This window comes from Moritella sp. 36 (assembly GCF_018219415.1).
Lineage (GTDB): Bacteria > Pseudomonadota > Gammaproteobacteria > Enterobacterales > Moritellaceae > Moritella.
Window position 1 is genome coordinate 3,601,070 of record NZ_CP056120.1, and the last position, 16,480, is coordinate 3,617,549.

Here is a 16,480-nt window from a genome sequence, read left to right on the forward strand (position 1 = left end):
TTTATTGTTCCAATATTAACATTAATACCATTCTACGTACTATATAATTCTCATTATCATAACGAATGTGATTTCTGACTCATAAAGTAAATTCTCTAACGTTAGTTTGCACTAGCACTAAAGAGGCAATAAAAAGTAGGAAAAAATAATGAATACCGAAGTAAAAAAGATTTCAATTCCTTTAGCGGTCATATTACTGATGTTTCCGCAAATTATCGAAACCATGTACAGTCCAGCACTGACATCCATTAAAAATCATTTTGGTGTTTCGGCTGCAGCTGCTGCACAAGCACTATCTATTTTCTTTATTGCTTTTGCTGTCGGGGTTGTTGTTTGGGGTCGTATGTGTGATGTCATTGGTCGACGTACCTCAACATTAGCAGGCTTAATGGTTTTTATTGTAGCGGCCATTTTTACGTTAATGGCGCCAACTTTTGATATGATGTTAACAGGTTTCGCTTGTTGCGCTTTTGGTGCAGCAGTAGGTTCAATTTGTATCCAAACCATTATTCGTGATGGCTACCATGGTATGGAACTTTCACACGTTTTCTCAATCGTGGGAACTTCTATTGGCTTGAGTCCTGTAATAGGTATGCTAACAGGTAGCTGGCTGACCACACACGGTGGATACACTTGGGTCTTTTCCGCTATGGTAATATTTGTCGCTGCGCTTTTAGTATGGTCGTTTATTCAACTGCCAGAAACGAAACCAGCGAACAACCACCGTGATAGCTTATTAGCTGTTGGTCTTAAAATGCTTAAAGATGGCCATATTTGGTATATCTCGCTTATGGTCGCGATTTTTAATATTTCGCTATTTTCATACTACAGTATTGCGCCATTTATGTTTGAAAAGCTTGGTGTCAGTGTTGAATACTTTGGTTATACAGGTTTTTTACTTGCTGCAGGCTCTATTGTGGGGTCAATGATCAACATGAGATTAATACGCCGCCACTTAAGCCATGATCGTATAGTTAGTCTTGCGACAGCCTTACTTTTACTCAGTGGTATCTGTGTCTATCTTCTACAAGACTCAGTATGGTTCTTTGTCCCAATGATGTTGGTTTATTTGTCTTTTGGACTCGCGTTACCCAACCTACTAAGTGGCGCATTAACGGATTACCGTGATCACTTAGGCAGTGCAGGTGCATTACTTGGCCTGTTCTACTACCTCATGATTGGCTTTGGTTTACATGCCGCCAGTGACTTTGGCAGCCTCGCCATCACTTTACTTATATGTGGGCTACTCGCCTGTATACTTGTAGGGTTAAAATTAGCACGCAATTTAATAAACATTGACCTTAAGGATATCGATTTATAACTCACTATAAAACGAAAAGTGCCGCAAATATTACGGTACTTTTCGTTTAACTTAACCATAACAGCTGAATAGGTATATTCATCCTTATTCCTATTCTTATTCTTATTCTTATTCTTATTCTTATTCTTATTCTTATTCTCAGACCTATTGTTTGTACTCGGAGCGATGCTATTTCTAGAATGTATGGCTTTAAAATAAAAGCCATTTTCTCACCCTGTCCTTAAATCGATGTTTATTGTCTCAATATTAACATTACCTGTAGCCTACATATTATATGCTTCCATTGTCATAACTATGTGCTTTATGACACATAAAAAGTAGGAGTAATAATGAATACAAACGTAAAAAAGATTTCAATTCCTTTAGCAGTCATATTACTGATGTTGCCGCAAATTATAGAAACCATGTACAGTCCTGCACTGACATCCATTAAAAATCATTTTGGTGTATCAGCTGCCGCAGCCGCACAAGCATTATCGATTTTTTTTATTGCTTTTGCTGCTGGGGTTATTTTTTGGGGTCGTATGTGTGATGTTATTGGCCGGCGTACCTCAACATTAGCAGGCTTAATTGTATTCATTGTATCAGCCGTGTTTACCTTGATATCGCCAAGCTTCAATATGCTACTACTGGGGTTTGCTTGTTGCGCTTTTGGAGCAGCGGTATGTTCAATTTGTATCCAAACCATTATTCGTGATGGCTACCAAGGTATGGAGCTTTCACATGTTTTCTCTATCGTTGGGACTTCAGTTGGTTTGAGTCCTGTTATTGGCATGTTAACAGGCAGCTGGCTAACAATACATGGTGGTTATACTTGGATTTTTGCTGCCATGGTCGTATTTGTCGCACCGCTCTTAATATGGTCATTTATTCGACTGCCTGAAACTAAGCCAGCGAACAACCATCGCGATAGCTTATTAGCTGTCGCTCTGAAAATGTTAAAAGATGGCCATATTTGGTATATCTCACTTATGGTCGCTGTTTTTAATATTGCATTGTTTTCATATTACAGTATTGCGCCATTTATGTTTGAAAAGCTTGGAGTCAGTATTGAGTATTTTGGTTATACTGGTTTGTTACTTGCTGCAGGTTCCATTGTAGGGTCAATTATCAACATGAAATTAATCCGCAACCACTTAAGCCATGATCGTATAATTAGTCTTGCGAGCGCTTTACTTTTACTCAGTGCTATATGTGTGTACCTTCTGCAGGATTCAGTATGGTTTTTCATTCCAATGGTAATGGTTTATTTATCTTTTGGGCTAGCAATACCCAACCTTCTAAGTGGTGCATTAACGAATTACCATGATCACTTGGGCAGTGCCGGGGCGCTACTTGGCCTATTCTACTATCTCCTCATTGGTTTCGGTTTACATGCTGCCAGTGACTTTGGTAGCCTCGCCATCACTTTACTTATATGTGGGCTAGTCGCCTGCATGCTTGTAGGGCTAAAATTGACACGCAGTGGAATAAACAGTGACCTTGGTCAAGGCTCAAGCTCTTAACACAACACCAAAAATCCCTGTTCAGTTTAGATTAAACCTTGTTAGGGTACTTATCCTAGCAAGGTTTTCAATGAAAACTAGGATGGTATCAGTCATCAATTTACGAGTTCATTCACGAGTTAAAGCACGGGCACCTGCGATCCCTGAAAACAGCGAAAAGATGTTCACCTCCCTGAGTCGTCACTACATTATACAGAAGTGGCGCGATTACTCTAAACCGATGATAAAGCGCTTCGCCCTGCAACATCTGAACGAAGTTATTCACTTGCTGAGTATCTGGAGCAAGACGTGTCCGTCGACCTCTACGCACCATGGTATTGTCGGTACCCGTTGCTTTATCCAACGGGAGCAACCAGCCCTGGCTCTCATCACATGATTGAGCCCACGCCATTTGAGGAGCAACCCAGTCAGCCACATCAACCGATATATCCTCACCAAAGGCTGGCTCATCATTAAATGGCATGAATAGGTTTTCACCGACTGCATAAGGCTTGGAACTGGCATCGCCGATGCGATTAGAAACAAGGGTTTGATGTAAATCATTCATCTCATGCCCAGCAATCTTCACGGTTCCCTTCTGTGGCGTAACCTCACGCGTTAATACATCAGAAAACGCACCTTTTGGCATGGTCGAGCTAATACCTTCCAATATCGAATGCCTATCTTTATCATTCACAAGATCGATGCCTCTACTAAGGCTAGTCAACGTAGTAGATTCGCCATCAAACAAAGTCTCTGTCACCAAATTTTTTGGTGCGAAACGTTCGATTACGAGCTCCCAACGCAGTGCCATATCTTGGGTCTGGTTGTAATAAGCTAGCAGCTCTTTCCAAGGCGACGACAGATCTTTGTAAGCTGCGAGCGCAGCAATCAAAGCACCTACTGTTACGTCGCCTTTAATCGCTAAGTAACCACCAACAGAATAGAAAAAGAAGGGGGTCAATTGATTGATAAAGTTGTTCAAAAACTTCATAAAGAACTTCTTTTGATAAATCTTAAAACGAAGACTGAACAAGTTCCCCAAACGATTAGAAAACAATGACAATCTATGACGTGCCCTGCCGTTCATACGAATATCACTCACACCTGCAGCAGTTTCACCAATATCAGCAGCAAATTTTCTAACCTCTTTTATCCTCTCTTTATTCAACACATTAATCTGGCGCTGTAATTTAGGAATAATCCATGCTTGCAATGGAATAAGCGCTATGGACGCTACCCCAAACCAGAAACTCTGGGCAAATAGAAACACAAGAATTGTCAGCATCTGCCCAGCCTGAAAGACAGGTTGCGATAGCATATTTCCCATAAATGACCCCATGGGTTCCGCTTCAGATGTCACCATAGAGACCAACTCACCTTGACTTGTGGTGCGAAAATATGAACGTGGAAACTTCAACATCCGGGTGAGAAGTTTAAAGCGAAATCGTCGTAATAAACGTTCCGACAACACACCTTTCATGGTGTTTAAGTGCATTTTCAATAACCCGTTGGCTAATACAGATAATAGAAAACCGACACAAAGAAGCATCAAAAACTGGGTCTGACTTAGGTTCATGCCCAGCAATAAAACGTCTTCCCCTGTTCCACCAATGGCATCGTTAATAATGCGCTTAGGTAACTCCAGTGAAGCGTACAAAATAGGAAAAGTCAGGAGCGTGGTCGCTGTTAGAGCCAGCTGATTTCTTTTTGAATACTTCCAGATAAATTGAAAAATGCTCTTTTCCATTTTTCGCTCTCCTCTTGCAGGATTAGTAGATATGCCACACATTTACAGGCCATTTAATGTTTTAAATAGATAGCATTAATATTTATGAATCAGGCACACTCTAACTTTAGTCCATTTGAAATCGCCGCTTTAACTGATTTGTAAATTGTGCGACATGAGAAGCTGCAAGATCGTCCCCAGTGGTGTAGCCATCACTATGAGCACCAAAATATTGATAATTAACTTATTTTTTACACACTTATCACAAATATAGGCTATTGCTACATGATGAGCATCACCTGTTGATATAGCATGTTTAAATGTAATTTCGATCGAATGATGGTGAACGCCCCATCTGAATTATATATTTTAGAATAATCAATGGCTTTTATGACTGACTTAAGTAGTTTTAGGTTGTTTGGTGTATTCATTAATTTATATTTTTCAGACATACAATAATTACTACACGTATGTAAACTTAACTCTATTTATCATATAGATAGGATGGATTTACAAATGACTTTTAAAAAAACTAATACAAATTAGATACCTACCATTGGTGATTTACTCAACACTAGGTAGTTAGTTCCGTTCAAGAAGAAGCGGAACCTACATCAAACTGTTATTTATTAGATTTAGATGGTAAAACTTAGATAGTGAAGTCATCGCCCCATTTGATCGAATCAGCATACTGACTGGCAAAAAGTTCTTCCGAAATACCAAGTACGTGACAATGATTATTGACTTGTTCCCAATCAGCGTTCTCATAGGCTTTTACTGCATTAAGCAGGTGCCCAAGCTCTCCTTTACCTTCGTTCAATGCCAATTTAAGTTCCTCACTGAGGGGTAAATTAGTTAAAAGCTGAGACAGAGGTTTATCCAATAAAGCATCCAGCAAAGAAAACATCCCCATTAAAAAGGCTTGGTTTGGCTCTACTTTAAATGACCCTTTAGTAACGAGCTGTTCACAAATTCGCGCCCGTTGGATAGACAGAACATAGAGAGACTGAGGTTTATGCTGATTGGCATGAGCGGCTGTCATTAAAGAAATAAATCGGCGCAGCTTGTCCTGCCCTAGATAAATCAGAGCATGCTTAAATGAAGTGATGGTTTTGCTAATAGCAGACGATGCATTTACATATTTCAGGAGTTTATAAGATAGGGTAACATCGCTGGCTATCAACTTCCCTATCGCATCATAGTCCAGTTCTGGAGTGGCAATTTCAGTGCACAATTGCAATGTGACCAGTTCTGATGGTTCAATAGTCCGTTGCTGCACCATTTCTGGTTTACTAAAGAAATAGCCTTGGAAGTAATTAAATCCAATTTTTTTTGCTTGCTGAAACTCTTCGTAGGTTTCTACTTTTTCCGCTAAGAATTTTATCTTATAATTGCGATTATTATGAATAAAAGACTTTGCCTCAGAGAGTGGGTAAAGTTGGATATCAAACTTAATAAAGGCGATGTAAGGTAAGAATCTGTCCCAGCGAGCATCTGGGATAAAATCATCAAGGGCCATCTTGTAGCCTTTTTTATAAAAAATAACGACCGCTTGTAATAGTTCATCTGTCGGCTCGCAATCTTCCAGAATCTCAATAATCAGTTTATCTTTGGGGAGTAAGGTCGGTATTAACCTAATTAAGCTACTGTATGGAAAATTGATAAAAGCAAGTTTATTCCCTGTCGTATTCCAACATGAATTCATGAACTGATCTGATAGCAGGCGACTGGTTGCTTGCTCTGCATCTATATCGGGAAATGAATTTTTTGGACCATCCCGAAATAACAATTCATAACCAATTGTATTTTTATCTGTATCTAAGATCGGTTGTCTAGCTACGTACGAATACATGCGTTATTACCTTTTATACAAAACCCTAGAATATGATGAATATTGTAGGGTTGTTATCAAAAACAAGCTAAATCTTACTTGATATAACTATAAAAATACCTATTTTCAGTATACGTATCTTGGCGGAACCGTCAATATGTGGCCTGTTCGAGCACTTCAACGCGACTATATCTGCCGCAGTTTTAATCAAGAACGATTATTTTATACTGTATTATTTTTATTTATCAGTTGAGTCACAATTTGTAAAAAAATATTCTTGCTTTTCCTTGCTGTAAACAAAAATGATAATAGAATCAATTGTATGTTTTTTTTGTTAATAATTAACAGGGACGGATCCCAATGTCTAAATATAAATTATCGTTTGGTGAAATAATTATACTGAAGCCAAATTTAGCTGAAGTGATAGTCGACAATAATATCGAAATGGATTTAGAAATGGTTGGAGAATACCATGAATTTTTACTCTCCAAACTTGAACACCCTTTTAATCTGTTAATCAATAAAGTCCATCAATACACCTATACCTTTGAAGCTCAGCAACATTTAGCCACACTAGTTCAAATAGGTTCAATGGCTGTAGTTGCTTATAGCTCAGTCACAAAAAAATGTACAGAAAGTCTTGTGGACGTTCCTAGGCCAATGCCCTGGAATATCAAAATCTTCAGTGACCGTCGTTTAGCATTGGACTGGCTTACTAATACGCAGTCATAATCGAATATAGCATGCAGACAAATTGACTGTATCACTACATTTAGATGAGATGAAAGAAAAAGACTCGTGGAGCTGCAGCTTGGTCGAGAAAAACATGAATCTAAGCGCAAAGCCTTTTATTTTCCCTATACTAAATACAGTACTTTTAACCGTAAGATGCTGATATAAGGAAGACAATGGCCTCTTTATTTGATGTTGCTCGCCGAGTGATCACTCGACTTGAAATTGTGAGTCAAACCCTCAGTCTACGTAAAGTACGCGGGGAGGAAGCGAGTTATTCGCCCTCGCCCTCGCCTTTATCGGATGTAGATACGCTTGTTGGAAAAACGGTGTTGATCAGCGGTGGGTCGCGGGGAATTGGTTTAGCCATTGCGACCGCGTGTGCTAAGGCTGGCGCGAATGTGGTGATAGCTGCAAAAACCACGATCCCACACCCTAAATTACCGGGCACTATTTATACCGCAGCGGAGGCGATTAATCAGTCTTGTACTGGGCGAGCCATGGCTATTCAGCTTGATGTACGTGATGAAATAGCGGTGCAACACGCGGTGGATGAAGCTGTTGCTGAGTTCGGTGGTATCGATATTTTAATCAACAATGCCAGTGCGATCCATCTGGATCAGATTGAACATACGCCCGTGAAAAAGTTTGATTTGATGTTTTGTATTAATGTCAGAGGGACATTTTTACTGACACAGGCCTGTTTACCGCACTTGCGCCGTAGCCAACATTCCCACGTAGTGACTTTGTCTCCACCGATCAATCTCGACCCAAAATGGTTTAAACAATACGGAACATACACGACATCGAAATATGCGATGTCATTATTGAGTCAGTCATTTTCCGAAGAGTTCGCAGCCGATGATATTGCCGTGAGTTCTTTGTGGCCGAAAACAGCGATCGCAACATCCGCGGTCGAAAACATGATGGCGGGAAAATTGATTGAAGGGGGCTGCCGCAAACCAAGTATCATGGCGGATGCGTGTCTCGCTTTGATTAGCCAGTTACCTTCAGAGCATCAAAATGGCTTTTATCTTGATGAAGATGTGTTACGTGCACAAGGTGTTAAAGACTTCGATGCATACAGTTGCCATCCAGGGAAACCGTTACAACGAGATTTATTTTTGGATGATGACATCCATGGCAAACCAAATGAAAGCTCCTTCAGCGTTATGAAGTCTGATTAGTTAATGATTACGTAACTTATCAGCTACTTAAATTTTAATCTGTATTTAGAGGGGGTTAGGTGCTTATATTCTTTGAACAACCGATTAAAGTTCGCTTGGTTTCTATAGCCTGCTTTTTCTGCGATTAAGCTAATTGATAAATTCGTTGTCGTCAGCAATTGAGCTGAATAATTCAGCCTAAGCTTCTTTAGGTACTGACTAAAACTTTCATTGAAATTCTGTATAAACCAACGATGAATAGTATTTTCACTAACATACATATAATTTGCTAACTTTTTTAATGTTATATCCGATGCAAAATGGTTATCAATGTACTGACAAACTCGGTCAATTTTATTGTTGTTATGGTGTGTTGTGTTTTTCTTTACATCTGCTGGACGTGAAAGTAAGGTTAAACTTGATTGGTCTGCATATAATTCAGCCAGTACTTGAATCAATACAGCAAGTTGTCCTATGGAAGAAAGGCTTTCAAAGCTGTTTAGGTGCTTATAAACCATCTCTGCTGTTTTAGGCGAAAAACTAAGCCCTTTATTTGCGCGTTGAAGTAAAGGTGCTAACTGCCTCAACTCAACACAACTGTACATAGCTTTGGCTATCCACTCTTCACTAAACCATATAATATGGGTCTCACAAAGATTATTTTCATTTGTATCTATGGATTCAAAGCTATGGACGACATCTGGTCCTATCAGTATAAGGTCATTATGTTCTATCTGACCTTCGTAAGAACCTATGACTGCTTTTCCTTTAAAGTTTCTATGTAAAACAAGCTCAAATTCTTTGTGAGCATGCCAATTTTCGGATTTATACATTTCTTCCAACATTTTGTAACGCCAAGACCAGCCTTGTCTTTGGGGTACTTTTTGTATTGTGGTTTTCATTATTACTCGTCTACAACCTTTGGGTTAGAAATATGAAAATTGGGAACAGCCTAGTACATGCAGTAATATATCAAGATAAGTATTACTTGTTAATGGAATAGTATTATATCTTGAATCGTGGAACTGTAAGATAGTTATATCTATAACATACAGAGAGCATTGTATATGTTTGAATATTTTAATCACTTACAGCCAAGGCTTACTTCACTCGTTGAAGCGAATAAAGATACTTTATCTAAAGCGACCGAGCTTTTCACTAAAGCTATTGTTGATGACAAAATGGTGCAAGTTCTTGGAACTGGGCACTCTCATATGATTGGGCTAGAGGGATTTATTCGAGCCGGGGGGCTTGGTAATATAAATGCTATTTTGGATTCAGTATTACTGACCAATGATGGTGCCTTAAGAGGCTCTGCAATGGAAAAATTATCAGGGTTGGCTGAGGTAGTGTGGAATGACCAAAATATATCGTCGGGGGACGTTATTATGATTATTTCAAATTCAGGTCGAAATGCACTTCCTATTGAATTTGCTAAAATAGCTAAAAGCAAAGGCCATTCTGTAATAGCAATAACGTCAGTAGAGCAATCATCAAAATACGAGAGTCGTCATAGTTCTGGTTTGAAGCTAATGGATATTGCTGATATTGTTATTGATAATTGTGTACCTACAGGAGATGGTCTGTGTAATATCAACGGGAATATTACTGGCGCATTTTCTAGCATTGCTGGTATGTTAATTATGAATATTCTTACCGTCGAGGCTCAAAAAGAAGCTATAAAGCAAGGTGTCACACCCTTGGTCTTCTCTAGTCAAAATGTTGACGGTTTCAACAATGATCATGTCTACAAACATTTTGGCTCAAGATTAAAATCAATGTAGTTAGCCATTTACGAGCAATACCTTCTCTCTAAAGTTGTAATGTAATTGGTAAGTGGATTCCATATACACTTTGGGGCAAATTCGGCGAGCGTTATTACTGTGATTACGAGGGAGTGTGACGGAGTAATTACCGTTGGGCTTTGTCATTTTCATTATGGTGTTTTTGCTAATTCCTCTGAACGCTCGATCCGTAACACCTTTGTATCCAGCTTTTCTTACACTCTCTTACACTCTCTTACACTTACACTCACTTACACTTACACTTACACTCACTTACACTCACTTACACTCACTTTATTTACAATTTTAAATGAAGCTGTAAAATTAATGCAACACTGTAATTTGTGAATTTATTTAGGTTTGACTTTAATGAGCATGCTAAATATTGGTGTGGACCTGAGAACAGAGATAACACCATACTTTCTGTTCTTGATTCTAACCGTGAGCAACAAAGTCCAGCCCAAGGTCAATGTGATAAATACTTTAAATCGTATCGCTAATTTAGCGCATATAAAAAGTCAAAGCCCTTTCCTTTGATTACTATAATCGTAGTGCTGCACAACCAGCATCAATTAGATACGAGAATCATTCAATCACATCAAAAGTCTCCAATAAGGCGCTTTTAACTTTTAGACTAAATGAAATAATCTAATGTCAATTAGCGCTACTTTTTAGTCGAGGACATAAGGGTTTATTTAATACCTACCATCTATCAAGATTGAGGTATTATTTACCCATCTTGTCCGATATCTTAAATAAAATCAAAGGTGTACTATTAATTCAGGCTGTCCATTTATGAGGTGATTTCATGATAGAAAATATAATAAATGATGAAGAGATGATTGCATTACATGAGGCATATGGAGATGCATGCGAGGAGCGGAATCATGAACTAGAAGTAATCGAATACGATATTCAGAATATGAACGAAAGCATAAACGAAGATATAGAATCTATAATTACAAAATTTTCATTATTAAATGATATAGATAAACGTCGAATAGCTCACATTATAAGTACACTAAATATTAGACATGGAAATGACAAACTATAGCTGACTATGTAGAATATTCGATTTACATGCTGATCTACATTCACGTCAAAAACAAACGTATTTTAACGATTGATCGAGTCCAATATTGGTACTACCATGATACCAATTCAATGCGTCTCCCTTATCCAGAGCAACTCATTTCCTTCATCATACATAAAACCAAGTATTTTATGCCCTCAGCGGCCTTGCGATACCAGCTCACCGCCTCGCTATTTGACTCTGTCACAATGCCATAGCCATGACCAAGTAGCAGAACTATTAACATTCGTTCAAAACAGCCCCATTTCTGCACAAGTGACACAAATTATTAAAATTTGCCTCGCAACTGGCGCGCGAATAATAGAAGCTATAGGTATAAAGGTTTGCAAATAACAAAGGGTTAAAAAACCAATGAAAATAATCTCATTTAACATTAACGGCCTTCGCGCTCGATTGCATCAGCTACAAGCTATCATAGACAAGCATTCGCCTGACGTAATTGGCCTACAAGAAATTAAAGTTCACAACGAAATGTTCCCTGTAGCAGCGGTTGAAGACATGGGTTATCACGTATTTTTCCACGGTCAAAAAGCACATTACGGTGTTGCTATGATGGTGAAGAAAAGCACAGTGGCAGACGTAGAAGCAATTAAAGTGCAATATGGCTTCCCTACCGATGACGAAGAAGCGCAAAAACGTATGATAATGGTGACGTTTGACCAAACATCAGGCAAACCGATCACTGTGTTAAACGGTTACTTCCCACAAGGCGAAAACATTAGCCATGAGACGAAATACCCGAACAAGCGTAAATTCTATCAAGACCTAAACGTATACCTTAACGACAACCACACGGCAGAAGACGATGTGATCGTAATGGGCGACATCAACATTTCTCCAGCAGATAAAGACATCGGCATCGGTGAACCAAATGCAAAACGTTGGTTAAAAACAGGTAAATGTAGCTTCCAGCCAGAAGAACGTGAATGGTTAGCAAAACTACAAGGGTTTGGCTTACACGATACATTCCGCACCATTAAGCCGGAAGTAACAGATCGTTATAGCTGGTTTGATTACCGCTCAAAAGGTTTCCCAGACAACCGTGGACTGCGTATTGACGTGATCTTAGCGACGGCAACATTGAACGCAAAAGTAGTTGAGAGTGATGTAGATTACGAACTGCGTGGCATTGAAAAGCCATCAGACCACGCGCCAATCTGGACAACATTTAGCGAATAAAATTGTTACCCGATAACAATAGCTTAGGAGCATATCCCTAAGCTATTTAAAGTCTCAAAACCGCATTTTAGAAATATGTGTCTAATCTTAGTGTTACCTCGACATTCACATACCAAAAGCGATGATGGCTATGCAGTGGACTAAGATATGCGTAACAGCAACAAATAGCTTACTTCTCAGTATCGTCGTAAACATATCACCCAGTAATGCTCAATACTCCGCTAATACTGACTCTAATTTGGCAAGCTCAACATTTTCAAACTCTGTCGCGCAACAACAAATGAATATTCACAGCCAGCCCAGCTTTGAAGACCTCCCCCTGCTATTAAAAAAACGTACTATCAAAGTCTTAGTCGTTAATCACCCCGCTTATTATTTCATTTATCAAAGTCGTCCGCGTGGTTTTGCTTATGACATGATGCGTGAATACGAAAAACACCTAAACCGTAAATACTTCAAAAACACCAAGTTGAAACTCAATATTTTGTTTATTCCGGTGCCTAGTAGCCAAATAATCAACTTACTCGCGCAGGGTTATGGTGATATTGCAATTGGCCCATTAATGACGCCTTTACGCCAACAAAACCAAGTAACCCATACAGAGCCCATATACACCAACAATCAATTATTGCTCGTCAGCCATGACTCTATGGATGAGTATAAGAATATAAATCAGTTATCAGGCAAGGAAATTTGGATACGTCGTAATAGTATTTATCATCAGCAATTAGACATCATCAACCAGCAATTATTCCGACTCAATAAACAACCTATTTACATCAATATCGTGGCTGATGAACTCGAAGATTACGAACTATTAGATATGGTCGACAACAATCAAATTTTCATGACGATGATCTCTAACCATGGTTTACGATTATGGCAAAAATTATATAAAAACATAAAACTACACTCACGATTAGTCATCGGTAATAATATTCCAAGTACCTGGGCGGTACGTAATCACACGCCACAATTAACGCGCAGTTTAAATCAGTTTATCCATAAGCATAAAAAAGGCACTAAAATAGGCAACATTCTGCACCGTCGCTATTTAGTTAGCCATCGTTGGCTGAATAAAGTCATCCATCAGCAGTTTGAAAAACGCTATTTAGAAACTGAAACAATCATTAAAAAATACGCCGAACAGTATGAATTCGATTGGCAGTTTATTCTTGCGCAAGCCTATCAGGAGTCTCGGCTTAATCAAAAGGCCATTAGCCATCGAGGTGCGGTCGGCGTGATGCAAATATTACCATCGACGGCGAATGAACCTTACGTCAATATTAAAAACATCAACGACGTAGACAGTAATATCCATGCAGGAGTTAAGTACTTACATTTTATGAAACAGCGTTACTTTAGCCATAAGGATATTGCCAAGTTAGACTCGCTATTATTGAGTTCTGCCGCCTATAACGCTGGACCAGCGAAGTTAATACAATTAAGGAAACGGGCTTTAAAAGAAGGATTAAACCCCAACATTTGGTTTAATCATGTCGAGAAAATAGCCGCAGAGACCATAGGTAAAGAAACGGTGAATTACGTAAACAACATTTATAAGTTTTACATCACTTATTTGCTAGCCTCACGTTATACAATCAACGATACACAGATAGCGCAACAGAAAATTGCTAGCAATACTCAGTAAGCAAAGAGAAGCAGTCATTAATCAAAGGCCGCTATGTTGATACAAAGCGACCTCCTATTTAATTTATTAACTGTAGCGATGTAAATCGTTAAGCAAGATGCCTAAATGCGCGTTTTTCTAACCTTTTGAATACGGCGAAAATAGTAAAGCATAAACACAGATAGATAGCACCCGCAAAAATAAATGCTTCAAAGGGAGCATAGAAACGTGAATACACATTGTAGCCAGCCCCTGTGATATCAACCAAGGTCACGACACTGGCGATTGACGTTGCATGCAGCATAAAAATAACTTCATTACTGTAAGCTGGCAACGCACGACGGAACGCCGACGGTAAAATGATACGACGCAGAATCTGCCAATAGCTCATGCCATATGCTTGTGCCGCTTCAATTTCACCTTTATCGGTTGTCACCAATGAACCACGAATAATCTCGGTGCTGTATGCTGCCGTATTTAATACAAACGCTAACAAGCAAGGGTAAAATGCATCTTCGAGTAAAAACCATATTGAACTGTCTTGAATACCATCAATCATGGTCACACCATAATAAATCAGATACAACTGGATCAATAACGGTGTACCACGAAACACATAAGTAAATACCCAAATACCACGTGATAACCATACATACTGACTCGTACGCATGATCGCCAACGGCACGGCCAAAAAGAAACCGATGACAACAGACAAGAACGTCAGCTGTACCGTCAATACCGCACCATCCCAATACTCATTTAAGGTACTCGGAGTAAACATTTCATTTTGCTCAAGCAAAGCAATCAGTTGATCTAACATATTAATGACCTTCTATACCTTTGCTAAAATGACGCTCTAAATATTTCAGTGCAATTTCACTCACGGTTGTAATTGCCAAATACACAAACGCAACAGGAATGAAAAACAGAAACGGTTCATATGTTGTCATTGCCGCTTCTTTCGCTAATTTAACCATATCTGATAAGCCGATAATCGACACGAGCGCGGTTGTTTTCACCAGTACTAACCAGTTGTTACCAATACCCGGTAGCGCAAAACGCATCATCTGTGGAAACATGACACGGTGGAATACTTGCCAATCTGACATGCCATAAGCGGTTGCAGCTTCCAATTGGCCTTTATCCACAGACAATAACGCACCACGGAACGTCTCGCCCATATAAGCGCCAAAAATGAAACCAATCGTCACCACACCAGCACCGAATTCATCGATATTGAAATACATACCATCTTCATAAAACGCAGATAATGTTAACCATCCTTGTTCGATATAAAATTCATTGATGGCATAGGTTTCATGTAATTCGTACAACCACTCCGAAAAATTATTGAATCCGACTTGTAAGCCAAAATAAATCAGCATCATTAAGACCAAATCCGGCACACCACGGACTAAGCTGGTATAAGACACAGCTAATACAGAAGCAACTTTACCACCGGAATAACGTGCAACCGCGGTAATCAGACCGAGCAGCACTGCGATGATTAATGAAAAAATGGCGAGTTTAACGGTCAATATAGCGCCATTAAAGATACCTGGCCCATAACCTTGGAGATCTAACATAACATTCCCAGAAAGCAGTGAGCACCTAGCCCTAACTAATAGTCCTAACTAATAGTCCTAACTAATAGCCTTAACTAAGCGCCCATTTTTATCATAGATAAAGAGACTACATTTTAATACTGTAGCTAAAGTATTTAGCTTGGATAATTTCGTATGTACCATCCGCTTTAATTTCTGCCAATATTTTATTGAACGTTGCTGCAAGTGATTTATCACGTTTACGCAGTGCAACACCCATGCCCTCACCCAGTTGGAATGTATCGCCAACAGCTGCATAAGCGCCTTTTTTCTCAGGGATAAGTAACGTGCTATCACCGACAGGGAAATCCAGTAATACCATGTCTAAACGACCGCCTTCAAGATCAAGCAATAAGTCACCACTGGTGTTATAACGCTTAATTGTATTCTTGCTTGCATAATTATCGGTGACGTGTGTATCTTGAACTGTACCGCGCTGTACACCGATACGTAATTTCTTGAATGCTGTTTTATCTGCTACATCAAGTTTAAAGTCTGCTGCTGCAAACCAAGCGCTTGGTGTATTGTAGTAAGGTTCAGAGAAAAGAACCTTCTTCTTACGCGCATCTGTGATCGACATTGAAGAGAAAATAGCATCGTATTTACGTGATAATAAACCAGGAATAATACCGTCCCAAGATTGTACAACCCAAGTACAATTCCAATTAGCGCGTTTACACACTTCGTTACCTAAATCGATTTCAAAACCTGTTAGCTCGCCATCAGGGGTTTTATATTCAAATGGCTTGTAAGGTGAATCAACACCTAAACGAACATCAGTCCATTCTTTTGCTATTACGGCTGAAGAAAGCAATAAGCTTGTTGCAATTACGCAGGCTAATTTTTTCATAAGTATTTCCCTATTATTATAATGAGATCAATCAATGATCTTGTGTTTGTAGTCGTTTTATTTTTATAGTTATAGTT

14 protein-coding genes are annotated in these 16,480 nt (G+C 39.0%); 8 read left to right on the plus strand and 6 right to left on the minus strand.

What is annotated here, in order from left to right:
- Nucleotides 1–148: 148 nt before the first annotated feature.
- Both HWV03_RS15905 and HWV03_RS15910 read left to right on the plus strand, forming a co-directional pair.
- Nucleotides 149–1,321, plus strand: a complete 1,173-nt coding sequence (locus HWV03_RS15905; RefSeq protein ID WP_211676787.1) for an MFS transporter — start codon at nucleotides 149–151, stop codon at nucleotides 1,319–1,321.
- A 329-nt stretch (nucleotides 1,322–1,650) separates the two neighbouring features.
- The gene (locus HWV03_RS15910) at nucleotides 1,651–2,826 is read left to right on the plus strand and encodes an MFS transporter (protein ID WP_211676788.1); all 1,176 of its coding nucleotides are present in this window, start codon (nucleotides 1,651–1,653) and stop codon (nucleotides 2,824–2,826) included.
- Nucleotides 2,827–2,938: 112 nt separating this feature from the next.
- Here HWV03_RS15910 and HWV03_RS15915 read toward each other — a convergent pair whose 3' ends face one another.
- Nucleotides 2,939–4,555 carry an ABC transporter transmembrane domain-containing protein gene (locus HWV03_RS15915; RefSeq protein WP_211676789.1) on the minus strand — a complete coding sequence of 539 codons (1,617 nt, stop codon included), beginning with the start codon at nucleotides 4,553–4,555 and terminating at the stop codon, nucleotides 2,939–2,941.
- Nucleotides 4,556–5,183: 628 nt separating this feature from the next.
- Entirely contained in the window at nucleotides 5,184–6,386 is a 1,203-nt protein-coding gene (locus HWV03_RS15920; RefSeq protein ID WP_211676790.1) for an EAL and HDOD domain-containing protein, read from the minus strand.
- A gap of 339 nt (nucleotides 6,387–6,725) precedes the next feature.
- Between HWV03_RS15920 and HWV03_RS15925 the strand changes: the two genes are divergently transcribed.
- The gene (locus HWV03_RS15925) at nucleotides 6,726–7,097 is read left to right on the plus strand and encodes a hypothetical protein (RefSeq protein ID WP_211676791.1); all 372 of its coding nucleotides are present in this window, start codon (nucleotides 6,726–6,728) and stop codon (nucleotides 7,095–7,097) included.
- A gap of 176 nt (nucleotides 7,098–7,273) precedes the next feature.
- Nucleotides 7,274–8,284: an SDR family oxidoreductase gene (locus HWV03_RS15930; RefSeq protein ID WP_211676792.1), complete on the plus strand. Its 1,011-nt coding sequence runs from the start codon at nucleotides 7,274–7,276 to the stop codon at nucleotides 8,282–8,284.
- A gap of 23 nt (nucleotides 8,285–8,307) precedes the next feature.
- Here the strand turns inward: HWV03_RS15930 and HWV03_RS15935 are convergent, their stop codons facing one another.
- Nucleotides 8,308–9,165: an AraC family transcriptional regulator gene (locus tag HWV03_RS15935; RefSeq protein ID WP_211676793.1), complete on the minus strand. Its 858-nt coding sequence runs from the start codon at nucleotides 9,163–9,165 to the stop codon at nucleotides 8,308–8,310.
- 165 nt (nucleotides 9,166–9,330) lie between these two features.
- Here HWV03_RS15935 and HWV03_RS15940 point away from each other — a divergent pair, with 165 nt between their 5' ends.
- The 4 genes from HWV03_RS15940 to HWV03_RS15955 all read left to right on the plus strand — a co-directional run bounded on the left by HWV03_RS15940 (nucleotide 9,331) and on the right by HWV03_RS15955 (nucleotide 13,970).
- On the plus strand, nucleotides 9,331–10,047 hold the full coding sequence (locus tag HWV03_RS15940) for a sugar isomerase domain-containing protein (protein ID WP_211676794.1): 717 nt from the start codon (nucleotides 9,331–9,333) through the stop codon (nucleotides 10,045–10,047).
- Nucleotides 10,048–10,855: 808 nt separating this feature from the next.
- On the plus strand, nucleotides 10,856–11,101 hold the full coding sequence (locus HWV03_RS15945; protein WP_211676795.1) for a hypothetical protein: 246 nt from the start codon (nucleotides 10,856–10,858) through the stop codon (nucleotides 11,099–11,101).
- A 390-nt stretch (nucleotides 11,102–11,491) separates the two neighbouring features.
- Nucleotides 11,492–12,319: an exodeoxyribonuclease III gene (xthA, locus tag HWV03_RS15950; RefSeq protein WP_211676796.1), complete on the plus strand. Its 828-nt coding sequence runs from the start codon at nucleotides 11,492–11,494 to the stop codon at nucleotides 12,317–12,319.
- Between the two features lie 130 nt (nucleotides 12,320–12,449).
- The gene (locus tag HWV03_RS15955) at nucleotides 12,450–13,970 is read left to right on the plus strand and encodes a transglycosylase SLT domain-containing protein (RefSeq protein WP_255546875.1); all 1,521 of its coding nucleotides are present in this window, start codon (nucleotides 12,450–12,452) and stop codon (nucleotides 13,968–13,970) included.
- A gap of 88 nt (nucleotides 13,971–14,058) precedes the next feature.
- On the opposite strand, the gene HWV03_RS15960 is transcribed toward HWV03_RS15955, so the two are convergent.
- The 3 genes from HWV03_RS15960 to HWV03_RS15970 all read right to left on the minus strand — a co-directional run bounded on the left by HWV03_RS15960 (nucleotide 14,059) and on the right by HWV03_RS15970 (nucleotide 16,403).
- Nucleotides 14,059–14,769: an ABC transporter permease gene (locus HWV03_RS15960; protein WP_211676798.1), complete on the minus strand. Its 711-nt coding sequence runs from the start codon at nucleotides 14,767–14,769 to the stop codon at nucleotides 14,059–14,061.
- Between the two features lies 1 nt (nucleotide 14,770).
- Nucleotides 14,771–15,535 carry an ABC transporter permease gene (locus HWV03_RS15965; RefSeq protein ID WP_211676799.1) on the minus strand — a complete coding sequence of 255 codons (765 nt, stop codon included), beginning with the start codon at nucleotides 15,533–15,535 and terminating at the stop codon, nucleotides 14,771–14,773.
- A gap of 106 nt (nucleotides 15,536–15,641) precedes the next feature.
- Nucleotides 15,642–16,403: a transporter substrate-binding domain-containing protein gene (locus HWV03_RS15970; RefSeq protein WP_211676800.1), complete on the minus strand. Its 762-nt coding sequence runs from the start codon at nucleotides 16,401–16,403 to the stop codon at nucleotides 15,642–15,644.
- Nucleotides 16,404–16,480 lie beyond the last annotated feature (77 nt).